This window comes from Streptomyces viridochromogenes, from assembly GCF_001270495.1.
GTDB classification, from domain to species: domain Bacteria; phylum Actinomycetota; class Actinomycetes; order Streptomycetales; family Streptomycetaceae; genus Streptomyces; species Streptomyces viridochromogenes_A.
Genome location: NZ_LGUR01000205.1, coordinates 36,793 through 59,026, shown reverse-complemented (window position 1 = coordinate 59,026; position 22,234 = coordinate 36,793). Strand labels below are relative to the sequence as shown.

Sequence of the window (22,234 nt, the reverse complement as noted above, 5' to 3'; positions counted from 1 at the left end):
CTAGGATGCTCCCAGGGGGCCAGGCGTCCCTGGCCAGGTACGTATCCGGAGGTCACCGCCCCATGGCCCGCGCAGGACTCACCGCCGACCGCCTCGCCGCGGCCGCCGCCGAACTCGCCGACGAGGTCGGGTTCGAGCACGTCAGCCTGTCCGCGCTGGCCCGGCACTTCGGGGTGCGGGACGCGAGTCTGTACTCGCACGTCAGGAGTCTTCAGGACCTGCGGACCCGGGTCGCCCTGCTGGCCGGCGGCGAGATGATCGACCGGATCGCCGCCGCCGTCGCCGGACGGGCCGGCAAGGACGCCCTCGCCGCCTTCGCGGACGCCTACCGGGAGTACGCCCTCCAGCACCCGGGCCGCTACGCGGCGACCCAGACCCGGGTCGACCAGGCTCTCGTCGCCGACTCCCCCGCCATGCGCCGCACCGCCGAGATCACCTACGGCATGCTCCGCGCCTACGGCCTCGACGAACCCGACCTGACCGACGCTGTCCGCCTGCTGCGCAGCACCTTTCACGGCTACTGCGCGCTGGAGTCCACCGGCGCCTTCGGCGCTCCCCGGGAGGTGGCCAGGTCCTGGGAGCGTGCTGTCGACGCCCTGCACGTGGCCCTCGCGAACTGGCCGCGCAACGAGCCCGACCGGCAGCCGCCCCGGGTGTCAGGCTGACCGGGAGCGCGCCGTGTCCCCTCCTCGGCGGCTGAGCGCGTCCACGGCGTCGTACGACGGGACGGTTCCGCCCGGCGCACGTCCTTGCCTGATCTCCGCGACGGCCTCCAGCGCCGCGCCCAGCGCCCGCCGGTAGAGCAGCGAGCCGAGGCTGACGCGACGGACGCCGAGGTCGGCGAGGTGGGGGACGGTGGGGCCGGCCGGCGAGTAGAGGACGTTCAGGGGCACGTCCAGTCGCTTCACCAGCGCGTCGATCTCCCGGGGTTCGGTGAGACCCGGCACGAACACACCGTCGGCGCCGGCCTGTTGATACGCGTCGAGACGGTCGAGCGTGCCCTCTCCGTCACCCAGCCAGTACGTGTCGGTGCGGGCGTTGACGAAGAGGCCGGGTGCCGCCGACCTGACGGCTTCGATCTTCGCGGCGTGCAGCGCGACGGAGCCGAGACCGTCCTCCAGATTGACACCGACGGCGCCTACGGCCGCGAGCTCCCGGGCGAACTCCCCCACCTCGTCGGGGTCCTCGCTGTAGCCGTCCTCCGCGTCGACGGAGAGAAGGTACGGATCGGAGCCGAGGGCGAGCGCGAGCCGGAGGGTCTCGTCACGTGTGTCCGACGTCCCGTCGGGCAGGCCGGCGGCCGCGGCGACACCGAGGCTGGTCGTGCCGATCGCGCGAAAGCCCTGGTCGGCGAGTGCTCTCGCCGAGGCGTGGTCCCAGGCGTTGGGGAGGAGCAGAGGCTCGTCGCCATGGTGGAGTCCGGCGAACTCGGTCATGAGCGGCCCTCCTCCGGCACGGCGGCGGCCGGCGAGAGGTCTCCTACGGCGTCGGCGTAGTACGTCGATCCCGCCAGGTGCCGGGCGAGTTCGCGGAAGCTCCAGCCGACGCCGGGCGAGTGGTCCAGCTGGTCCTCACTGAGGGCGTCGAGTCGGTTCGCCCAGATACGGGCGAGGCGGGTCAGCCGGCTGCGTGCCTCGTCCAGGTCCTCCACGGTGAAGGGCGCGAGGTCCGCCTCGGTGGTGACGGTGGACGCGTGCCAGCGGTCGGGCCGGGGCTCCTCGCCCGCGAGCCTGGCCTCCAGCTCGGCCAGATGGTCGATGAGGTGATCGGCGACGCGCCGGACCGCCTTGTGCGGGGTGTAGACACGGTCGTCGACATGGGCGAGGCGGCCGTCCCAGTCAGGCCAGGTCGCGGCGAGGGTGAGGACGTGGTCGACCATGCCGGTGACGGCGGTGGAGGGGGCCTGACGGACGGTTTCGGTCATGCCCGAGACGCTAGGCGCACGTCGTTTCGGTGCCGGCCGAAGTGATCTGGACCACGCTCTTGAACCTTCAGCAACCTGGCGTGTCCCGGCGGCGACCGCAGGGCATGACTTCCGCAAGACACTCGACTTCCCCGTCGACACCCCCGCCCGCCTCCGGAGCGCCCGGCCATCGCCGGTCCCGTGCCGCCCGCAAGCCCCTCGTCGCGGGCCTCGCCGCCACCGCCGCCCTGGTCGGAGCCTGGTACGCCACCGCCGGCGCCGCGCCGAGCACGTCCCCCGACCTCACGCCCAAGTCCACCGCGGTGAGCCTGCCGGCCAAGTTCCCCTACCTGTCCGCCGGCTACAACAACACCCGCGAGTGGACGCGCACGGCCACGGCCGTCGCCCCGAACGGCACCCTGCGCGTCGCCTGGCCCGCGGCGGACGGCGTCCACGTCACCCCGCTGACCGCGGCCGGCAAGCGCTCGGGCACGGACACGGTCGTCAAGGGCACCAAGGAGGTCGGCGGCCTCGTCGCGCACAACGACGGCTTCGCGCTGCTCACCCGGGTCGCCGACACCAACAAGTGGAAGGAGACGGCCGCCGCCATCGTGCGCTACACGAACGGCAAGCAGACCTTCCGCACCAAGCTGACCGGCACCGCCACGAACGACACATCCCCGACGCTGGACGGCCAGCTCACCTGGAACGGCACCAAGTACGGCGCGTACTTCGTCGTGCACGGCGCGGGCGGCTTCGCCGACGGGCACTTCGGCGACAAGCTGTCGTACGTCAGCGCCAAGGGCGCCAAGCTCAGCGGCGGCTGGAGCTGGGGGTGCAGCCACAACGAGGGCATCGCCCTCCACCCCGAGAAGACGGGCGCCTTCACCTCCCTCTGCTTCGACGACTGGCGCTCGGGCCTGTTCGTGTCGACGGGGATCGGCGCACCGGACAACGCCCCGGTCGTCCAGCGTGAGCAGTGCTGGGCGGGCTACTGCGGCGGCACCTACCCGGGCCGGACCGGCGACCTCGTGAAGTCCTCCACCGGCCGCTACGCCACCGCCTTCGCCTCCCGAGGCGCCGCCTCCGCCAAGAAGAACCCGGCGGACTCCAGCGGGCGCGGCTGGACGGTCACGCCCATGACCGGCACCCACCAGGTGGCGGTGGCCTTCCTCAAGAACCGCAGCTCCGGGCCCGGAAAGGCGATCCGCCTGTCCGACACCAAGGGCACGGAGCACGTCAACGTCCGCCTCGCCCCGTACGGCAAGGACCGGCTGCTGCTGTCCTGGGAGTCCCTGAAGAACGCCGAGTGCGAGAACGGCACCTGCACCGGGACGTTCGCGGGCACGAGCTTCCGGCTCATCGACTGGAACGGCAGGTTCCAGAGCGCCACGAAGGTCGTCGGCACCCGGATCACCGGGGACATCGCGGTCCAGAAGGACTCCACGCTGGTCTGGGCGTCCGTGCCGGTCAAGCCGTCGTACGCGACGCCCCTCACCGGTGCGTCGCCCACTACGACGACTCTGCAGATCACTCGTCTGAAGCCCTGACGTCCACTTGGTCGCCCTCTCCCGCGAACCGGACCCGCACCTCGCGCCCCGTGCTCCAGCGGACGCGGATCTCACCGGTCTCCGCCACCCGCACGGACACCAGCTCGTGAAGGGGTGCGGGGTCCGCTTCGGCGGTGAGGCGGGCGAGGGCGACGAACACCGTGGGGCCGTCCTCCGTCGCGCCCGTCAGCTCCGAGTCCCCCAACAGGCCGTGCACGGGCGCGAGTTCGGACCGGCAGCCTTCGCCCGCCGCCCACCCCGTCACCCGCACCGCCGTCCCGGGAGCCGCGCCCACGACCCGATGGACGCGCACCTCCACCGCACCCTCGGCCAGCACCACACTGCCGACCCGGATCCCGTCGCCGACCGAGTGCCGGGAAGCCGCCCAGCCCTCCCCCACCCCCAGCGGCACGATGTCCGTGCGGCTCGGATCGTCGCCGACGATCACGCTGTTGTCGTACGTGGGGGCGGGCGCCGTCACCGTCGAGTAGGCGAGGCGCGTGTAGTACGGGTCGTAGCGGACGTCCTCGCTGCCGTGGTTGTGGAGGCGGACCAGGCCGTCGGAACGCGTGGACTGGAGAAGCCAGTTGGGGGCGGCGACGGCGGTGACCGCGTCCGCGCGCTCGACGGGGGCGGGTTCCTCCGCCGCCGTCCACACCTCGTGGTCGGCCGGGAGGAGCAGGCCGAGGAAGCCCTTGCTCGCCCAGTACGGGGAGGCGGGGCCCGAATAGCCCTGCAGGACGGCCTCGTCCGGGCCGTGCCAGCCGAGGGTCAGCAGGCCGCGCCCGTCCACGGCGCCCCGCTCCAGGAAGTACTTCAGCGCGCCGGAGGACAGCCGCCGGGTCTCTCCCGCGGTGAGCGGCGTACGGCCGGTGAGGGCGCCGAGCCACAGGGGGGCCGTGGTCGCGAAACGGTAGGTGAGGGAGCGGCCCTGGTGCAGGGGGGCGCCGTCGCCGCCGAACAGGCGGGCATAGTCCTCCAGGTGCCGGGAGAGCCGGCCGCCGTACAGGTCGAGGAGCCGTTCGTCCTGGGCCAGCCAGGCGTGCAGCACCGGGTAGAGGTGCATGGCCCAGCCGTTGTAGTAGTCGAACTTCCGGCCGTCGCCGTCCGTGTACCAGCCGCCGCCGACGTACCACTGCTCGATGCGCTCAAGGCCCCGGTCGATCGCCTTGCGGGACTCCTCGGCCTGGTACCCGACCTCCTGGAGGAAGCCGCCCACCGTCACCGGGAAGAGCTCCCAGTTGCAGGGCCATGCCTCGGCGGTCAGCCCGTCCCCGAGCCAGGCCGCCGCCCGCTGCCGTACCGCGTCGTCCAGCCGGTCCCACAGCAGCGGCCGGGTCAGCCGCAGGGCGAGGGCGATCGACGCGGCCTCGACCAGCGGCTGGCTCCGGTCCTCGATGCGGGGCCAGACGCCGCACACGCCGGCCGCGAGGCCGTCGGCGTAGCGCTCCAACGCCGTCTCGTCCCGGCGGAACGCCGCGAGGAGGAGCGTACGGGCGTAGCCCTCCAAGCCGTCGGAGAGGCGGCCCGACCAGCTCTGACGGTCGCCGGGGAAGTGGTAGAGGGCGCGGTCCTCGGTGGCGTACGGCTCGACCGCGCCGAGCAGGGCGTCGGCGGCCGCCTCCCAGTGGGCGCGGGTGTAGCCGGTGCGCGGGCTCAGCGTGCGGTCATCCGGAGGCAGGTGCATCGGTTCTCTTTCTCGCCGGCTTGGTTCAGACCTGGGGCGCCCCGGTTCCGGTCGGAACGCCCCAGGGGTTCATCCCACCCGCACCAGGCCCAGGGCCTGTCTTTCGGCCCAGCCCTGGTCGCGGGGTCTGGCACGCACATCTGCCGCGTTTGTCGTCGGTCGCCGACTCCCCCATCGCGTCGACTCCCTCCTCCGCCTTGCAGCTACGCGCACCAGACCCCGCTCACCCTGGTTCAAGAGGTGCCGTCGGGCAAGGTCGGGCCGGGCCGAAAGACAGGTCCTGGCACCAGATGCTGAGCGAAGAGTTCGTCGCGGACCAGGCCCGCGTACACCGTGGCGCCGTGCACCGAGGTGTGGGTGTTGTCCCGCTTCTCGTTGTAGAGGTACAGCGCCTTGGATGCCTCGACGCCCAGGGACTCCACCACCGCCTTCGTCTTCGCCGTCAGGTCGATCAGCGGGACGTCCTCGGCGGCGGCGATCGAGCGGATGACGGCCGGATGGTCCACGCCCAGGCCGTTCACCAGCAGGGCCGTGCCGTTGTTGAGCGTGCCGTCGGCGTTGAACCAGCGGCGCACGATCGGGGTGACGAGGACGGGCTCGCCGCGCTTCTCGCGCACGCCCGCCACCAGCGCCTCCAGGTTGGCGCGGTACGTCGCCTCGTCGGTCGTCTTGTCGTTGTGGGCGAGCTGGATCAGGACCAGGTCGCCGCGGCGGATCTGCGGCTGGACGGTGGCCCAGAGCTGCGGGTTCCCCAAGTAGGTGACCGTACTCTCGCCGGAGTCGGCGTAGTTGGCGACGGACACGCCCTTGCGGAGGTACTGCGGCAGCTGCTGGCCCCAGCCGGAGTACGGGTCGCCGGGCTGGTCGCAGACCGTGGAGTCACCGACGAGGAAGATCTGGCGGGAGTGCCGGGCCGGGGTGACCCTGATGTCGGCGAGTGCGGGCGCCGAGCCGCCGAGGACGAGGTCCAGGCCGGGGGTCCCTGCGGGGCCCGTCGGCTCGCCCTCCGGCGTGCGGACGTTCACGGTGAAGCTGCGGGAGACACGCTCGCCGGCCGGGGCGGCCGTCTCGGGGAGCAGGGCGCGGCGCGTCTCGCCGGTGACGCTCGTGCTGGACGCGGCCTCGCCGCCGAGGAGGACCTTCACGTCGTACGTGCCGGGCGGGACGTCGAAGTGGCAGGCGGTGGCGGTGCAGTCGGCGAGGCCGAGGGGGCGCCGGCCGTCGTACGACCCGTGCGCCTGGGCCGGTACGGCGGACAGGCCGGTGCTCAGCGTCACCGCCGCCAGGACGGCGAGGTTGAAACGTCTCATTCGTCGGCTCCTCCACAGACGACAAGGTCTGGCGCTGGACCGTACCCGGTTCCGCAAGCGCTTTCTAGACCTAGGCCCGATTTCATAAGACTGCCAACTTCTCCGTCACGAAAGCCCTTTCGCGAAATCGATTCAACTGTCACCCTCGCTCTCACCCGCACCACCCCCTCACCACCACCCCCACAGACCTCTCGAAGGAGGCACCCCCATGTCCGGATCCGCCAACAGACCGGTCCGACGCCGCACCTTCGTACTCGGCACCGCGGCCGCCGCAGGCACGGCCGCGCTGAGCGGCACGGCCTCCGCCGCGGCCTTCGGCTGGAGTGACGACGGCTCGAACTACGTCGTCAACACCGGCGCCAACCTCGTCTTCAAGGTCAGCAAGTCCAACGGCGACCTGACCTCGCTGGTCTACCGCGGCACGGAGTACCAGGGCTACGGCGGCATGAACTCGCACATCGAGTCCGGCCTCGGCAGCTCCACCGTGTCCATCAGGCAGTCGGGCACGACGATCCTGATCTCGGTCGCCTACGGCACGCTGCGGCACTACTACGCGGCCCGCAGCGGCGAGAACAACATCTACCTGTGGACCAACAAGGCCGACACGTCGGTCTCCGCGACCCGCTACATCCTGCGCGTGAAGAAGGGCCTGTTCCTCAACGACGAGCCCGACTCCTACACGTACACGAACAGCACCATCGAAGCCTCCGACGTCTTCGCGAAGTCCGACGGCCAGACCCGCTCGAAGCACTACTCCAAGCTGCGGGTGATGGACTACGACTACATCGGCTGGAAGACCGGCAACGTCGGCCTGTGGATCGTGCGCAGCAACCACGAGAAGGCGTCCGGCGGCCCGTTCTACCGCTCGCTGCTGCGGCACCAGAGCGCGGACGGCGGCGGCCTGTACGAGATCCTGTACTACGGCCAGAACCAGACCGAGGCCCAGCGCTTCGGCCTCCAGGGCCCGTACGTCATCGCCCTCACCGACGGCGGGGCACCCTCCTCGTCGCTGTTCCCCGGCACGCTCACCACCTCGTGGGCGGACTCGCTCGGCATGTCCGGGTACGTCGGCGCGAGCGGGCGCGGCAAGGTGGCCGGGGTCGGGATCTCCGGGCGGAACACGGCCTACCCGTACACGGTCGGCATCGCCAACTCGACGGCCCAGTACTGGGGTTCGGCGCGCTCGTCGGACGGCTTCTTCTCGATCGGGGGTGTGCTGCCGGGGACGTACACCCTGACCGTCTTCAAGGGCGAACTCGCCGTGTACACGGGGTCGGTGACGGTCACCGCCGGCGGCACGACCACCCTCAACACGATCGCCATCCCCTCCTCGAACGACCCGAGCAACGCCACCGCGATCTGGCGGATCGGCGACTGGAACGGCGCGCCGAGCGGCTTCAAGAACGCCGACCTGATGACGTATGCGCACCCCTCGGACGTCCGGGCCGCCTCCTGGACCGGCAACGTGGTGATCGGCAACAACGAGACGGCGTCCTTCCCCTGCTACCTCTGGAAGGACGTCAACAGCGGGATCCTGGTGTACTTCAAGCTGACGGCGGCCCAGGCGGCGGCCGCGCACACCCTGCGGATCGGGGTGACGACGGCGTACGCCAACGGCCGCCCCCAGGTGTCCGTCAACGGCAACTGGACGTCCGCCATCCCCTCCCCGCCCACGCAGCCGAACACCCGGTCGCTGACGAACGGTTCCTACCGCGGCAACAACCACACGTTCACGTACAGCGTGCCGGCGTCCGCCTGGCAGACGGACACCGGCCAGTACAACGTGCTGAAGATCGACGTGGTGAGCGGTTCGGGGACGACGGGCTATCTCAGCGCGGGCACGGCGATCGACGCGATCGACCTGCTCGCCTGACGGCTCCTCATGTTCCGCGCGTCCACTGCTGGTTCGTCGCGCCGTTGCACGTGTACGTGATGATCGCGGCGGCGTTGGCGGTGGACGCGCCGTTCACGTCCAGGCACTCCCCGGTCGCGCGGGACTTGATGTTCACGTAGGAGCCGGTGGTGGTCACCGACCACTGCTGGCTGGTCGAGGAGGCGTTGCAGTTCTCCTGGGTCACCGTGTTCGCGTTCTCCTGCACGCACAGGGAGCTGTTCCGGACCAGCAGCTGGTAGTAGCCGCTGCCCACCGACTTGAACCAGTACTTCTGGTTGTTGCCGCCGTTGCAGTCGTACTGCTTGATCTGGGCGCCCTGCCACAGCGACTGGCTGGTCACGTCGGCGCACTTGGACGAGTTCCGGGCGATCAGCGTGTTGTACGTGGCGCTGGTCCCGCTGACCGAGCCGGTGGCCGTGTCGATGGTGACCTCCGGGGACCAGGACATGGACATCGAGGTCGAGGAGGGGAAGGTCAGCGGCAGCCAGACGTAGCGGGAGTCGTTGACGGTGCCGCCGAAGGAGTTGCCCCAGCGGTCGCCCAGGTAGAGGTACGAGGTGGTCGAAGTGCCCTGCACGGGAAGGACGTACGCGGTCTGCGAGCCGTACGTCGTGGAGTCGCCGATGTTCTTCATCGCGGTCCACGGGCCCGCGATGCTGGTGGCCGTGGCGTACTGCTGCTGGTTGGGGTTCCAGCCGGTCGCGCCCGACGTCAGCATGAAGTAGACGCCGTTCCGCTTGAACAGGGCGGGGGCCTCGCGGTGGCCGCCGTGCCAGGGGTCCGCGACGAGGGCCGCGATGCCGGTGTAGTCGCTGGTCAGACGGTAGATCTGGAGGTCGTAGTTCTCGCGGGCGGCCGAGGCCATGTAGCCGGTTCCGTCGGTGTCGACGAACACCGTGATGTCGCGGGACATGTGCTGGCCGAGCGGGCGGAAGCTGCCCTGCCAGGTGTAGTTGCCGTCGACGGTGTCGGAGACGGCGACGGCGGCGCGGGCCTCGCTGTAGTCGCTGCCGTTCTCCTTGTGCATCCACATGACGAACTTGCCGGTGGAGGCGTTGTACATGACCTTCGGGCGCTCGATGTTGGCGGTGGCCAGCTCGGCGGCGCTGGACTGGGTCAGGACGTGGTTCCTGAACTCCCAGTTCTTCAGGTCGGTGGAGCGGTAGGCGTCCACGTACCGGAAGGTGTTGTCGCTGTTGCGGTGCTCACCGAACCAGTAGTAGTACGAGCCGACCTTGATGACCCCGCCGCCATGGGCGTGCACGGGGTTGCCGGAGAGGTCGGTGAACTGGGTGCCGTTGGTGACGGTCTGCGGTGCCGCCTGCGCCGGTCCCGCGGTGGCGAGGGCGCCGGCCAGGGCCAGACAGAGGGCGAGCAGGACCGCGTACGCACGTCTCGTCATCCGGCACTCTCCTTCACGGTCGCGGCGGTGGCGTCGGCCACGGGTATGCCGAAGTTCGGGGTGCCGTCCGGGTTCCAGCCGAGCTTCTGGATGCGGGTGTGGCGGTTGGGGTCGTTCAGCGGGTCGCCGACGATCTCCTTGTACTGGCGGGCGTGGTAGACGAGGACGTCACTGCGGCCGTCCTCGGCGACGGTGAAGCAGTTGTGGCCGGGGCCGTACTGCTTGGTGGTGTCGTTGCTGGTGAACACCGGGGTCGGGGACTTGGCCCAACTGGCCGGGTCCATCAGGTTGCTGTCCGCGTCGGCGGTCAGCATGCCGACGCAGTAGTGGTGGTCGGTGGCGGAGGCCGAGTAGGTGAGGAAGATGCGGCCGTTGCGCTTGAGGGCGTACGGGCCCTCGTTGACCTTGAAGCCCACGCACTCCCAGTCGTACTCCGGGGTGGACAAGCGGATCTGAGGTCCTGTCAGGGTCCACGGGTTGGCCATCTCGGACAGGAAGAGCCCGGTGTTGTTGTCCTGCCCGGGTTCGTGCTGCGCCCAGCAGAGGTAGCGGGTGCCGCGGTGGGTGAAGGTGGTGGCGTCGAGGGAGAAGGTCTCCCAGGCGGTCTTGACCTGGCCCCGCTCCACCCAGGTGCCCTTGAAGGGGTTGGGGTGGGAGTTCTCCAGGACCCAGATCCGGATCTTCCACACGTCCTCGGCGGGCGCGGAGGCGAAGTAGATGTACCACTTGCCGCCGATGCGGTGCAGTTCCGGCGCCCAGATGTGCGCGCCCATGTCGCCGGTGGCGTGGGCCCGCCAGATGACCGACTCGGCGGCCGTGGTCAGGCCGTTCAGCGTGCGGGAGCGGCGCAGGATGAGGCGGTCGTACTCGGGGGCGGTGGCCGTGAAGTAGTAGAAGCCGTCGGTGTGGCGGTTGATGTGGGGGTCGGCGCGCTGCTGGACGAGGGGGTTCACGAAGGGGGCCGCCTTCGGGGGTGCGGCGTGGGCGACACCGGGGAGGGCGGAGGCCGCGGTCAGGGCGCCGGCGGCCGCGGCGCCCTTCAGCAGCAGTCTGCGACTGGGGACTTGAGGGGCTTGGGGGAGTTCAGGAGCTTGGGGCAGGTCGTCTGCGCGGCTCATGCGGACTGCCTCTCGGGTTCTCAGGGGGGAGTTGTTCGAGGGGGGCTGTTCGAAATGACGGACATGATCTGTTATTACGAACGCCGAAAAGGTAAGGGTGTGGAACCAGGAGGTCAACGGGTTCGACGTGACGGGGAGAGCGCTTTCCAAAAAGCCGCGATTTTCTGTTATCGGCGCCCTCCCCGCCCGTCTCCGATGACGTGCGCAGTCATACCCACAAGACAGCAGCGGCCGTCGGCGCCCTCGCGGCGGTGGCCGCCCTGACCCTCGCCGCTCCCCCGGCGGCGGCCGCCGGCCGGGACGTGACCGCCGACGTCCTCGCGGACCGGGACGTGACGCTCAGCGGCGACACGGTGGTCACCGTGCCGTCGGGGACGACGACGTACGACGGCGTCTTCCGCGGCGAGGGCACGCTCACCGTGCGCGGCACCGGCACGCTGGTCCTGACCAGGGACAGCGACTTCACCCTGCCGAAGTCCCGGCAGCGGCAGAAGGTGAGCGTCCTCGGCGGCAACCACCCGTACGTCACGACGACCGCCGCGGACCCGCCGGCGATCACGGTCGAGCGCGGGGCGACCCTGCAGTACGGCAACGGCGGCACGACCGGCCTGATCGGCCACTTCCCGTACAACACCCCGGCATTCCGGCTCAACCAGGACAACATCCGGGTCGACGGCACCCTGCGGCTGTCGCTGAGGAGCGCCTACAACCTGGGCACGATCAGCGGCTCCGGGCTCATCACCCAGCCGCGGTTCCTCTGGGGCACCTGGGACCTGTCGGGCAGCCACCCCTTCTCCGGGGTGATCGACAACGGCACGCAGGTGAACGCGGGACGCCCGGAGTTCGCGACGTCGCTGCCGAACCTGCGCAAGCTCCTCAACCAGGGCACGTACACCGTGGACACCCCGCTGGGCCAGACCGTGACCATGGGGATGGACTTCTACCAGCGCGAGTACGGCAGCGACATCAACGTCCAGTCCCGACCGGGCGGCAAGGTGATCCTGACGGGCCAGTACAGCTGGTCGGACCAGGGCGGCGACACCAACCCCTCCCTCAGCGACCCGGCTCTGAACTGGACCCCGGCGCGCAAGAACGTCAACAAGCGCGGCACCAACATCAAGGGCGCGAACGTCCAGTGGGGCGACGGCACGACGAACAAGATCTTCATGCCGGGCACGGCGGAGACCGTCTACATCAATCTGCTGGCGGCCCGCTCCCGCTCGCTCCTCACCTTCGACTACAACGGCCCGGTGACGCTGGGCGCCCCCATCGGCGGCGGCGTGTTCCACGACACGCTCGCCGCGCCCGGCGCCGGGGACATCGTCGTCAAGGGGACGAGGGGCAACGACGTCACCTTCGCCGCCGTGCAGTACTACGACGGCTCGACGACCGTCGAGAAGGGTGCCGTGCTGCGGCTGGGCAGCGGCAGGCCGGGCGGCGACGGCGGGCTCTACACGCGCGGCGACCTCTACAAGGTCGTCAACGACGGCTCACTGGTCCTGAACAACACGAGCAAGCCCCTGTCCCTGTCCCGCATCAGCGGCAGCGGGTCGCTCACGCAGTCGGGGACCGCGACGACGACCCTGACGGGCGGCGCGGTGACCTACACCGGCACGACGACGGTCAAGCGGGGCACCCTCGCCCTGCGCGGCGGCGCGACGCTCGCCCGCAGCAGGGCGATCCGGCTCACGTCGGCCAAGTCCCGTCTGGACGCGTCGACTTCGGGTTTGCGCGTGGGCGGGGGGAAAACCCTGACCGGCAAGGGCAGGGTGCAGGGAGCGGTGACGAACGCCGGCGTGGTCGCGAGCGGCCTGACGGTCTCCGGTGACTACACGCAGTCGGCGCGGGGCGAGCTGGTCCTGCGCGACGGCCCGTTGAAGGTCACGGGCGCGGTCCGCCTGGCCGGCGACCTGGACCTCGCGACCGCCGCCACCGCATCTGGCTCCCCCCGCAGGATCACCGTCCTCGACCACCAGGGGCGCGCGAGGACGACCGGCACCTTCACCGGCCTCGATGAGGGCGCGAAACTCCAGCTGGACGACGCCGCCTACCGGATCAGCTACCGAGGCGGTGACGGCAACGACGTCGTCCTCACCGCCGTCACCCCCAGCCCCTCCCCCACCTCCGACACAGCAGCCGACGCACTCACCTCCTCGGCCCCCCGCACCGCGAGCGCCACGACCAACGGCCTCGGCTGGTGGCCGTACGTCCTGGCCGCGGGCCTCCTCGCCGGGCTGGCGCTACCGGCGACGAGGTTCGGGCGCGGACGGGGACGGGGACGCCGACGGGGTGGGCGGCACGCGGCGTAGGGGACGTACGGGCAGGGCACGGTGAACTGTGAACTGCTCCCCCACCTCGGCTACCGTCACCACCATGACCAGCACCATCACCCTCGCCCAAGCCCTCGCCGCCGGAACCGTCGTGCTCGACGGCGGTATGTCCAACCAGCTGGAGTCCGCCGGGCACGATCTGAGTGACGAGCTGTGGTCGGCGCGGCTGCTCGCGGAGCAGCCGGAGGCGATCGCCGAGGCGCATCTCGCCTACTTCGAGGCGGGGGCGGACGTGGCGATCACGTCGAGCTACCAGGCCACGTTCGAGGGGTTCGCGGGGCGTGGGATCGGGCGGGAGCGGGCGGCCGAACTGCTCGCCCTGAGCGTGGAGTTGGCGCGCGAGGCGGCCCGGCAGGCGCAGGGCAAGGGTGTCGCGCGGCCGCTGTGGGTGGCCGCGTCGGTCGGGCCGTACGGGGCGATGCTGGCGGACGGCTCCGAGTACCGGGGGCGGTACGGGCTGAGCGTCGAGGAACTGGAACGCTTCCACCGGCCCCGGCTGGAGGTGCTGGCCGGGGCCCGTCCCGACGTACTGGCGCTGGAGACCGTCCCGGACGCCGACGAGGCCCAGGCGCTGCTGCGGGCGGTGCGCGGGCTCGGGGTGCCGGCCTGGCTGTCGTACTCCGTCGCCGGCGACCGCACCCGCGCCGGGCAGCCGCTGGAGGATGCCTTCGCCCTGGCCGCCGACGCCGACGAGGTGATCGCGGTCGGCGTGAACTGCTGCGCGCCGCAGGACGTCGAGGGCGCCGTCGAGACCGCCGCCCGGGTGACGGGCAAGCCCGTCGTCGTCTACCCGAACAGCGGGGAGACCTGGGACGCCGAGGCGCGGGCCTGGAACGGCCGCTCCACCTTCGCCGCCGAGCAGGTGCGCGGGTGGCGCGCGTCCGGGGCGCGGCTGATCGGGGGGTGCTGCCGGGTGGGGCCGGAGGCGATCTCGGGGATCGCGGGGGCATTGAAGGCATAACGTCTGTCGGCTCCCCCACCGCACTGCTAGCCTCCGGACGGGAACCGGTTGCTGCCGTGTTCCCGCAGTTCGAGGGGGCGAGGCAGGGATGACCAGGAAGAGCGAGGACGCGGGGCGGAGCACCATCCGGGATGTGGCGGCCCGTGCGGGGGTGTCCGCGTCCACCGTGTCGCGGGTGCTCGGCGGGGTGTATCCGGTGAGTTCGGCGACGCGTACGCGCGTGATGCGGGCGGTGCGGGACCTTGACTACGTGGCCGACGCGCGCGCCAAGGCGGTCGCGGGGGTCGGGACGCCCACGCTGGCGTTCGTGCTGGAGGACATCACCGGGCCGTCGTTCGCGCACATGGCGTACGGGGTGGAGCGGGAGGCCCGGCGGCTCGGGCATCTGTGCCTGGTGTGCACCACGGAGGGCGACGTCCAGCACGAGGTCGAGTTCGTCGAGATGATGCGCGCCCAGCGCGCCGCCGCCGTGATCCTGGTCGGCGGTTCGGCCGACACCCGCGAGTACCGCGAGCGCACCCGCCGGATGGCCGACTCGCTGGCGTCGGCGGGGTCCAGGCTGGTGCTGTGCGGGCGGCCGCCGCTCGGCCCCGGGGCGCCCGTGACCGTCATCGAGTACGACAACGAGGGCGGCGCCCACGCGCTGGTCGCCCACGTCCTCTCCCAGGGCCACCAGCGCGTGCTGTTCCTGGGCGGCAAGTCCGACCACACCACCGCGCAGGGCCGTGAGCGCGGCTATCTCGCCGCTCACCGCGCCCGCGGCCTGGACCCCGACCCGGGACTGCTCCTGCACGGCGACTTCACCCGCGACTCAGGGCACCGGCTGATGCGCGAGGCCCTCGATCAGGGGCTGGAGTTCACGGCCGTTGTCGCCGCCACCGACATGGTCGCGGCCGGGGCGCTCACCGCCCTGCACGAGGCCGGCCTGGACGTGCCCGGCGACGTCTCGCTGGCGGGCTACGACGACATCCCGTTCGCCCGCGACCTGCACCCGGCCCTGACCACGGTCCACGTCCCCTACGAGGAGCTGGGCCGCCTCGCCGTACGCACCGCGCTCGGCCGGACCCCGGAGAACCCGGACGAGCACCTGCTGCTGGGCACACATGTGGTGGTCCGGGACTCGGTGGGGCCGGCGGAGCGGGGCGCGTAGCGCACGATGCCGGAGACGGCATCCGGCCCGCCGACGGGCGCGGGCGCGGTCAGCGTGGCGCCGGCTGCGAGGCGGCCGCCCACCGCAGGCGGACCTCCTTGCGCACATCCGTGGGCCGCAGCTCCCAGCCCTGGGCTCGGGCCGCCTCGGTGACGTACCCGCCCCCCACTCCGCGGTAGTCGCGCAGGCGTATGGCGCACTCCACGGGCGGCTTCACCCTGTTCGGCCGGGCCGGCGCCGAAGCGCGGGCCGTCCAGCGGGCGACCACCTTGTCGACACGGGCCCGGTAGTACGCCGTGTCGCCCTCGTGCCGCAGCTCCGGCCAGGTCACGCACCAGGAGGCCAGGCCCGCCAGAAGGTCCAGGGTCCGGTCCATCAGTTTCAGGAACCCTTGCTCGTACCGGTCGCTGAACGCCGCGATCACCTCGGTCAGCAGGCCCACGGCGAGCAGCACGGCGAACGCCGCCAACCACACCACGACCAGCACCGGGAAGAACACCACGCTCGCGATGAAGAGCAGGGTCAACTGCCCTTGGGGCCGCACCGGTTCGGGCATCCACCGCGAGGGATCCTCGTATTCGTACATGCAAAGGATCTTGCCGTACGGGCGAGGCCGGCCGGATGCCCGCCCCCGCGGAGTCAGTGCCGGCGTACCACGCCGGGCAGTCGCAGGCGTCGTACCACCGCGCGCAGTTCCGTACCGCGTCCGGCCTGGCCGAGGGGCGGGACCGCGGCGGGTGTGGGCTCCGGAGGGGTGCCCGCCGCAGCCCACAGGGCGAGCTCGGCGTCGCGCGGGCCGAGCGCTGTGTGGGTCTCACCGTCACCGAAGACCCGCACCGGACGCGAGTCGTCCCAGGACTGCCAGCCGGGGTCGCCCGTCACCGCGAACCGCACCCAAGCCCGGTGCATCTCCTCGGCCAGCTCCCGCGGGGCCCCCTCGCCGGCCAGCCTGCGGGACTCGGGGACGTCGCCGGTGTCGAAGACGAAGCCGAGCTCCAGCGCGTGGCAGGAGCCCAGGTCGGGGAGGGTGGAGGGCCAGGCGAACTCGTACACGTACGACGACCCGGGCCGGGCGTCGGCCAGGCGGTGCAGGGGGGCGCGCAGCAGGTGGTCGGTGACCATCTGGCCGACGATCTCGGCGGTGCCGGCCGCCGGGTGCAGGGCGCGGTAGCCGCGGGGCACGTCGGCGCCGACGTGGCAGCGGGCCATGGCACCGGCCAGGGCGACCGCGCCGAGCCGGTCGACGCGCTCCAGGAGCCCGCCGGGCACCAGCCACAGCCGGTACTCGTCGCGCGTCCAGCCCATCATCAGGTCGACTCCGGCCGCGGCGTCACCCTCCGTGAGCGCCTCCAGGGGATGGCGGGGCACGAGGTCGCCGTCGATGACGATCCCGAAGGCGGGCCCGCCCAGCACGGGGCTGCTGAGCCGCCCCACCTCGGCCTGGGTACGCAGCAGCAGCTCGCGGTCGACCTCGGCGAAGGCGGCGGCCGTGGCGGGGATCTTCAGCCGGGTGGCCATACGGCGCACCATGCGCCGTACCTTGTCCCGTTCGGCGGCCTCGGGCGGCCCGCTCTGCAGGATGGCCCGCCGGATTAGGCCCTGGGCCTGCGGGGCGGCGAGCAGCGCGCCGATGCTGATCGCGCCGGCGGACTGCCCGAACAGGGTGACGCGGTCGGGGTCGCCGCCGAACGCCGCGATGGACTCGTGCACCCACTCCAGGGCGGCGAGCTGGTCGCGCAGGCCGGGGTTGGCGGGGGCGTCCGGGAAGTAGCCGTAGCCCTCGACGCCCAGCCGGTAGTTGACCGAGACGAGGACGACCCCGTCGCGGGCGAAGGACCTGCCGTCGTACACGGGCATGCCCGCGGAGCCGCGGGTCAGGGCGCCGCCGTGCAGCCACACCATGACCGGCAGCCGGGCGCCGGGGCCCGGCTCGGGGGTCCAGACGTTGAGGTTGAGGCAGTCGTCGCCAGGCACGACGGGGTCGGACAGGTACTGCGCGAAGGCCTCGGAGTACGGCGGTTTCGGCGGGGTCGGCCCGAAGGCGACGGCCTCGCGCACACCGTCCCAGGGTTCCGGCGGCACGGGCGGCCGGAACCGGCGTGGGCCGAACGGAGGGGCCGCGTAGGGAATGCCCCGGAAGACCGCGACGCCGCCTTCGTACCGGCCCCGTACGGCACCGTAAGGCGTGCTCACCACGGGGTCTGTCCCGGAATCTGTCTGGACTTCTGTCATACGTCCACCAGCCTCCTCACCGCGCTCGTGCACCGTGAAGATCAGAGCAACTCATTGTGGCCCGATATTCCGGTGCACGAGCGGGTCAGAGGGCTACTTGGCGTACATCAGCGTGCCGAAGCCGAGCTGGTCGAAGCCTCCGCTGGTGGTGCCGTAGTCACCGCCGCCGCCCTCGGGCGCGACGGAGAAGCACATCTGGGCGATGTACTTGTCGTCGAGGAGCAGGCGCCGCCCGTAGTGGTAGTGGAGCATGGCCCACACCGGGCGGACCTGGCCGCGGCTGCCGGAGCCGATCACGGTCTGTGACTGCTGGGCGCAGTTCTGGCCGCTGCCCCAGGTGTAGGTGGTGTAGGGCACGTTCATGTTCAGGTTGTACTTGGCGACGTACTGGGCGGCCTTCATGAAGCGGCGGCCGTCGTACGAGTACAGGTCCTCGCCCTGGTTCCAGGCCATCTCGCAGAGCGCGCCCATCTGGCCCATGCCCATGACGGTGTGGCCCTGGTCGCGGCCGGACTCCTGCCACTGGCCGAGGTCGTAGCCCTCGACGTTGCTGTACAGGAACGGGACGGCCCTCTTGATGGCGCCGTTGCCGCCGCCGTTCTTGAAGTAGTTGACGGCCTGGTCGTACTTGGCGCCGTCGTCGCACAGGATCCCGATGGCCATGATCGAGGCCATGTTGCACAGGTCCCAGTTGGCCCAGTAGTTGGTGATGCAGGCGTCGTTGTGGCCGGTCAGGAACTGGTTGTTGAGCGGGTAGAAGACGTTGAGCATCATCGTCTTGAACCGGTTGAGGTCGAACCCGGCGTAGCCGCGCATCAGCTCGGCGACGTTCGCGAACTGCCAGCCGTAGAGGCCGGCGGCCAGGAACCGGCCGGCGTCTCCGGTGATGCTGGTGAGCGTGGACGACCAGGCGTTGAGGATGCGTACGGCGCAGTCGCCGTTCGCGGCGGTGCCGGCCACGTGCCAGCGCAGCGCGTTCTGGTAGGCGGCGTGGATGTCGTTGTAGAGCTGGGGGTAGTTCTGGCCGTCGCCGCCGCGGATGATCGTGGCCGTGGGACGGGGCGTCCAGGTGGACTGTGAGTGGGAGTTGGCGGTCAGCCGGTTCCAGCCGGACAGCCAGGGGTCGGTGCCCGCGGCGACCCTGACCTTGGCCCGGTTGATGTCACCGGCGTTGTGCAGCATGCCGGGGTGGGTGAAGGTCGCGGGCGCCGCGTCCGCCGTGGTGGCGACGGACGCGGCGCCCACGGCGACGGCCGCGGTGAGACCACCGGCGGTCTTGAGCAGACCGCGGCGGCTCAAGGCACCTGTGGCACGGTGCTGATGGGGGGAAGTGCGGCTCATTGGTACGACTCCAATCCGTGGGGGGATCAGTCGGTGGTGATACTCACCTCGTCGAACTCGGTGGTGCAGCGGGCCAGCTGGCTGCGGGAGCAGACCACGAGGCCCACGTAGTAGGGGGCGTCACCGAACCCGGGGATCCCGCCGGTGGCGAGGGTGGTCCAGGTGGCGCCGTCATCGGTGGACAGGGCGGCGGTGAAGGCGGTCCCGGTGCGCTTCAGCCGCAGCAGACAGGGCGCGGTGGCGGGGCCGCTCCCGGTGAAGGCCGACTTTCCGGCGACGGTCGTGCGCAGCATGAGCTGCGCGGTGGTCCCGCCGGTGACGATCGCCCCGGCGGCCTGGTCGAACGGCGACAGCGACTTGGCCATCAGCAGTCCCACCTGGTCGGCACTCGCGCCCGTGCGGGAGCCGAGCCGGGCGGTGATCTCACAGTCACCGGTGACGGGCCGTCGCACGAACTGCCCGGTCATTCCCTGGTTGTTGGTGCTCAGGTCGATGCCCGCACCGCGCACGGTGAAGGTGCCGCCGTCGTACGAGGTGCTGCCCGGGGTGCGGATCGCGACCACGCCGAGCGTCCCGAAGTCGCGGTCGTCGAGCACCGGGTCGCCCAGGTCGCCGTACGTCCAGGGGGCCGGCGGGGGTGTGCCGACGGTGAGGGTGAGCGTGCCGGTGCCGTCGCCCGCCGCATTGCCCACGGTGGTGGTGACAGTGAACTCGCCGCTCTCGGTGGGCGTTCCGGAGACCAGGCCGGTGCGCTTGTCGAGGCGGAGGCCGTCGGGGAGTCCGGTCGCCGCGAACCGTACGGGCTCGTGCGAGCCGCGCAGGAGGTGGCGGAAGGGGACGCCCTGGTTGCCGAACGCCATGGTCGCGGAGGTGGGTTGGGGCAGGTCCGGGGTCGGCATCCGCGCGGCGGCCGGTTCGGAGAGCGGGCCTCGGCCGCCGCAGTTCGTCTTCGCGACGACATAGTGGTACGCCGTCCCGGGCGTGCCGGTGGCGTCCGCGTACCGGACGCGGGCACCGAAGCCGACGGGCCCGATGCCGGTGGCGATCGTCTCGTAGGGGCCGTCGGCGCCCGTGGCGCGCAGCACCTTGTAGCGGGCGGAGAGGTCCGGGTCGGTCCAGGCCAGCTCCACGGCGTCGGCGCCGGTGGACGCCTTCAGGCCGGTGGCGGGGCGGGCGGGGCGGGGTGCGGACCAGACCTCACCGGCCGTGGTCGAGGCGACGGTGACGTGGTCGAAGGCGCCGGTGCCGGTCTCGGCGTATCCCGTGTCGACGCCGAGGCAGGAGGTGAGGACCAGGCCCGCGTACACGGTGCGGCCCAACTCGACCTCGCTGGAGCCGACTTGGTTCCAGCGGATGCCGTCCGGGGAGATCGCGCCGGTGCAGCGGCGGCCCCTGCGGGTCACCCGCACCCAGTAGGGCGCCCGCAGCCGGTAGCCGTCGCCCGCGCCCTCGACGTACGGGGCCTCCAGCGGGGTCGCCGACTCCGGCAGCGTGCCGAGGTCGGAGATCGGGAAGGCGGCGGACGTGGTGATGGCCTGCTGCTGGGAGGGCGGCACGGGCGTGCTGCCGGTGGCGGAGACGGCCGCCCCCGCCTGGGACCGCACGCTCCAGACACCGCTCCAGGTGTGCAGCGGCAGCCCCTGGATCAGCATCGAGGCGTGCGCGGCGTCCGCGTCGAGGGAGTCGCGCAGGGTGACGCCGATCTTGGCGTACTGCGAGCTGAGCGGGTACACGATCCGCGCGGTGATCGTGCCGTCGCCACGCAGCGGGAGATGGACGGAGCGGTAGGTGTCGGCGGTGCCGGACGCCTCCAGCACGAACCGCTCGCCGTCGAAGGAGGCGGAACCGGGGATCCGCACCTCGCCGACGTCCTGGGTGGACCAGGGCTCGGGGAGTCCGGCGGTGACGGTGACGGGGCTCGAACTCTCACTGCTGCCCCGCGAGTTGGTGGAGGTGACGGTGTAGTGGTACGTCCGTCCCGCGCGCACGTCGCCGTCCGTGTACGCCGGCTTGTCGACGCCGGAGGCGATCTCCTCGTACGGCCCCTCGGGACGGCTCGCCCGGCGGACGGTGTACGTGGTCGCCCACGCCGACGGCAGCCAGGCCACCGTCACGGCGTCGGAGTCACCGAGGGCGGTGACGCCCGCCGGGGCCGTCGGCGCGGTCGGCGACGGTGCCTTCGTCCCGGCGTAGGCGAAGGTGCCGAAGCTGGGCAGGTCGTCGTTGCTGCCCTCGACGATGCGGGCGCCGCCGGTGCCGCGGAAGACGGCCGCCTTGGTGTACGGGGTGTCGAGGCCGCGGACGCCGGCGTAGTGGGCGTAGTACATCTCGTAGATCGGGGGCAGATTGCCGCGGACCTTGTCGGAGACGGTCGTCTTGATGTACTTGCCGGTGCGGTCGAGGTCGGGGGTGAAGGGGACGTCGCCGCCGAGGTTGTAGCGGGCGGCGTACTCGGCGTTGGCGAGGATGCGGTCGTCGTCGAAGGCCCACAGATCGACGCCCTGGTTCCAGGCGACCTGTGCCGCGTCACCCATCAGACCGACGGCGAGCTGCTCGTGTCCCTGGTCGCGGCCGCTCTCCTGCCCCTGACCGGCGCCGGTGACGACCCGGTTGCGGACGCTGCCGTTGCCGGCGCCGGCCGCGACGAAGCGCAGGGCGTCCTCGAAGAGGGTGCGCTCCTCGCAGAACACGCCGATGGCCAGGATCGTCTGTATGGCCGTCAGGTCCCAGTTGCCGTTGGCGTACAGCATGTAGCCGGACACGGCCGGATACCAGACGTTCAGGAAGGACCGCTCGCAGCGGGCGATGTCGGAGTCCGCCCAGCCGTCGTAGTCACCGTGCCGGAGCAGCTCGGCCGCGTTGACGAACTTGAACGCCTGGAGGCCGGCGCCGAGCGGCCCGTCGGCCCCGGTGATCGCGGTGAGCGACCTGGACCAGACGTTGAGGATGTCCCGCGCCTTGTCCGCGTGGGCACGGTTGCCGGTGACGCACCACATCAGGGCGTTCTGGTAGGCGGCGGCCGAGTCGGCGACGGCCTGGTTCTGGAAGTTGGTGGGGCCGCGGCCCCAGGAGGTGATCTGTCCGGTGTTCTGGATCGTGTACGTGGACTTCGACCGGGCGTGGGCGGCGAACGCGAGGTAGCCGTCGTAGACCGGGGACTCCTGCGCGGCGACCGCGGCCTTCATGCGGTCCAGGTCCGCCTCGGAGTGGAGGAGACCGGGGTGTCTGAACGAGAACGCCGCTGCGGCGGCCGACTGGGCCCAGGCGGCCGTGGCTGAGGCGGACAGCAGTCCGCCCGCGGCCACGGCCGTGAGCCCGGCAGCGCCGAGGAACGACCGTCGGCTGAAGGAATGCAC

16 protein-coding genes are annotated in these 22,234 nt (G+C 71.5%); 6 read left to right on the top strand and 10 right to left on the bottom strand.

What is annotated here, in order from left to right; translation table 11 throughout:
- Nucleotides 1-62 precede the first annotated feature (62 nt).
- Nucleotides 63-665, top strand: coding sequence for a TetR-like C-terminal domain-containing protein (locus ADK36_RS24805; protein WP_048582627.1), 603 nt, complete (start codon nt 63-65; stop codon nt 663-665).
- Here ADK36_RS24805 and ADK36_RS24800 read toward each other — a convergent pair.
- Together ADK36_RS24800 and ADK36_RS24795 are read right to left on the bottom strand one after the other, a co-directional pair.
- Entirely contained in the window at nt 657-1,436 is a 780-nt protein-coding gene (locus ADK36_RS24800; RefSeq protein WP_048582626.1) for an isocitrate lyase/PEP mutase family protein, read from the bottom strand. The two genes, ADK36_RS24805 and ADK36_RS24800, sit on opposite strands and share 9 nt — an antisense overlap.
- Nucleotides 1,433-1,924, bottom strand: a complete 492-nt coding sequence (locus ADK36_RS24795) for a hypothetical protein (RefSeq protein WP_048582625.1) — start codon at nt 1,922-1,924, stop codon at nt 1,433-1,435. Before ADK36_RS24795 ends, ADK36_RS24800 begins: the two co-directional genes overlap by 4 nt.
- A 104-nt stretch (nt 1,925-2,028) precedes the next feature.
- Here ADK36_RS24795 and ADK36_RS24790 point away from each other — a divergent pair, with 104 nt between their 5' ends.
- Nucleotides 2,029-3,453, top strand: coding sequence for a hypothetical protein (locus ADK36_RS24790; RefSeq protein WP_048582624.1), 1,425 nt, complete (start codon nt 2,029-2,031; stop codon nt 3,451-3,453).
- On the opposite strand, the gene ADK36_RS24785 is transcribed toward ADK36_RS24790, so the two are convergent.
- Together ADK36_RS24785 and ADK36_RS24780 are read right to left on the bottom strand one after the other, a co-directional pair.
- Nucleotides 3,434-5,140 carry a DUF2264 domain-containing protein gene (locus tag ADK36_RS24785; protein ID WP_053199074.1) on the bottom strand — a complete coding sequence of 569 codons (1,707 nt, stop codon included), beginning with the start codon at nt 5,138-5,140 and terminating at the stop codon, nt 3,434-3,436. The genes ADK36_RS24790 and ADK36_RS24785 overlap by 20 nt on opposite strands.
- Before the next feature lie 233 nt (nt 5,141-5,373).
- The gene (locus ADK36_RS24780) at nt 5,374-6,450 is read right to left on the bottom strand and encodes a rhamnogalacturonan acetylesterase (protein ID WP_048582622.1); all 1,077 of its coding nucleotides are present in this window, start codon (nt 6,448-6,450) and stop codon (nt 5,374-5,376) included.
- 208 nt (nt 6,451-6,658) lie between these two features.
- Here ADK36_RS24780 and ADK36_RS24775 point away from each other — a divergent pair, with 208 nt between their 5' ends.
- Nucleotides 6,659-8,323, top strand: coding sequence for a rhamnogalacturonan lyase B N-terminal domain-containing protein (locus ADK36_RS24775; protein WP_048582621.1), 1,665 nt, complete (start codon nt 6,659-6,661; stop codon nt 8,321-8,323).
- 7 nt (nt 8,324-8,330) lie between these two features.
- Here the strand turns inward: ADK36_RS24775 and ADK36_RS24770 are convergent, their stop codons facing one another.
- Together ADK36_RS24770 and ADK36_RS24765 are read right to left on the bottom strand one after the other, a co-directional pair.
- A complete protein-coding gene (locus tag ADK36_RS24770; RefSeq protein WP_048582620.1) occupies nt 8,331-9,746 on the bottom strand; it encodes an RICIN domain-containing protein in 1,416 nt (471 codons plus the stop codon).
- The gene (locus ADK36_RS24765) at nt 9,743-10,864 is read right to left on the bottom strand and encodes a glycoside hydrolase family 43 protein (RefSeq protein ID WP_048582619.1); all 1,122 of its coding nucleotides are present in this window, start codon (nt 10,862-10,864) and stop codon (nt 9,743-9,745) included. Before ADK36_RS24765 ends, ADK36_RS24770 begins: the two co-directional genes overlap by 4 nt.
- A 200-nt stretch (nt 10,865-11,064) precedes the next feature.
- On the opposite strand from ADK36_RS24765, the gene ADK36_RS24760 reads away from it, so the two are divergent.
- The 3 genes from ADK36_RS24760 (at nt 11,065) to ADK36_RS24750 (ending at nt 15,305) form a co-directional block, all read left to right on the top strand.
- Entirely contained in the window at nt 11,065-13,173 is a 2,109-nt protein-coding gene (locus tag ADK36_RS24760) for an autotransporter (protein ID WP_048582618.1), read from the top strand.
- A gap of 64 nt (nt 13,174-13,237) precedes the next feature.
- The gene (mmuM, locus tag ADK36_RS24755) at nt 13,238-14,155 is read left to right on the top strand and encodes a homocysteine S-methyltransferase (RefSeq protein WP_048582617.1); all 918 of its coding nucleotides are present in this window, start codon (nt 13,238-13,240) and stop codon (nt 14,153-14,155) included.
- An 88-nt stretch (nt 14,156-14,243) separates the two neighbouring features.
- On the top strand, nt 14,244-15,305 hold the full coding sequence (locus ADK36_RS24750; protein WP_048582616.1) for a LacI family DNA-binding transcriptional regulator: 1,062 nt from the start codon (nt 14,244-14,246) through the stop codon (nt 15,303-15,305).
- 49 nt (nt 15,306-15,354) lie between these two features.
- On the opposite strand, the gene ADK36_RS24745 is transcribed toward ADK36_RS24750, so the two are convergent.
- From ADK36_RS24745 to ADK36_RS24730, 4 genes are all read right to left on the bottom strand, one after another.
- Nucleotides 15,355-15,891, bottom strand: coding sequence for a hypothetical protein (locus ADK36_RS24745; protein WP_048582615.1), 537 nt, complete (start codon nt 15,889-15,891; stop codon nt 15,355-15,357).
- A 53-nt stretch (nt 15,892-15,944) separates the two neighbouring features.
- Complete coding sequence (locus ADK36_RS24740) at nt 15,945-17,537, bottom strand: carboxylesterase/lipase family protein (protein ID WP_199830238.1); 1,593 nt, start codon at nt 17,535-17,537, stop codon at nt 15,945-15,947.
- 93 nt (nt 17,538-17,630) lie between these two features.
- Nucleotides 17,631-18,878 (bottom strand): alginate lyase family protein, encoded by a 1,248-nt coding sequence (locus ADK36_RS24735; RefSeq protein ID WP_048582613.1) that lies wholly within the window; start codon nt 18,876-18,878, stop codon nt 17,631-17,633.
- 26 nt (nt 18,879-18,904) lie between these two features.
- On the bottom strand, nt 18,905-22,234 hold the full coding sequence (locus ADK36_RS24730; RefSeq protein WP_053199071.1) for an alginate lyase family protein: 3,330 nt from the start codon (nt 22,232-22,234) through the stop codon (nt 18,905-18,907).

Coding starts and splice junctions, on each gene's coding strand:
- ADK36_RS24805 (WP_048582627.1), top strand. CDS start 63: ATGGCCCGCGCAGGACTCACCGCCGACCGCCTCGCCGCGGCCGCCGCC.
- ADK36_RS24800 (WP_048582626.1), bottom strand. CDS start 1,436: ATGACCGAGTTCGCCGGACTCCACCATGGCGACGAGCCTCTGCTCCTC.
- ADK36_RS24795 (WP_048582625.1), bottom strand. CDS start 1,924: ATGACCGAAACCGTCCGTCAGGCCCCCTCCACCGCCGTCACCGGCATG.
- ADK36_RS24790 (WP_048582624.1), top strand. CDS start 2,029: ATGACTTCCGCAAGACACTCGACTTCCCCGTCGACACCCCCGCCCGCC.
- ADK36_RS24785 (WP_053199074.1), bottom strand. CDS start 5,140: ATGCACCTGCCTCCGGATGACCGCACGCTGAGCCCGCGCACCGGCTAC.
- ADK36_RS24780 (WP_048582622.1), bottom strand. CDS start 6,450: ATGAGACGTTTCAACCTCGCCGTCCTGGCGGCGGTGACGCTGAGCACC.
- ADK36_RS24775 (WP_048582621.1), top strand. CDS start 6,659: ATGTCCGGATCCGCCAACAGACCGGTCCGACGCCGCACCTTCGTACTC.
- ADK36_RS24770 (WP_048582620.1), bottom strand. CDS start 9,746: ATGACGAGACGTGCGTACGCGGTCCTGCTCGCCCTCTGTCTGGCCCTG.
- ADK36_RS24765 (WP_048582619.1), bottom strand. CDS start 10,864: ATGAGCCGCGCAGACGACCTGCCCCAAGCTCCTGAACTCCCCCAAGCC.
- mmuM (WP_048582617.1), top strand. CDS start 13,238: ATGACCAGCACCATCACCCTCGCCCAAGCCCTCGCCGCCGGAACCGTC.
- ADK36_RS24750 (WP_048582616.1), top strand. CDS start 14,244: ATGACCAGGAAGAGCGAGGACGCGGGGCGGAGCACCATCCGGGATGTG.
- ADK36_RS24745 (WP_048582615.1), bottom strand. CDS start 15,891: ATGTACGAATACGAGGATCCCTCGCGGTGGATGCCCGAACCGGTGCGG.
- ADK36_RS24740 (WP_199830238.1), bottom strand. CDS start 17,537: ATGACAGAAGTCCAGACAGATTCCGGGACAGACCCCGTGGTGAGCACG.
- ADK36_RS24735 (WP_048582613.1), bottom strand. CDS start 18,878: ATGAGCCGCACTTCCCCCCATCAGCACCGTGCCACAGGTGCCTTGAGC.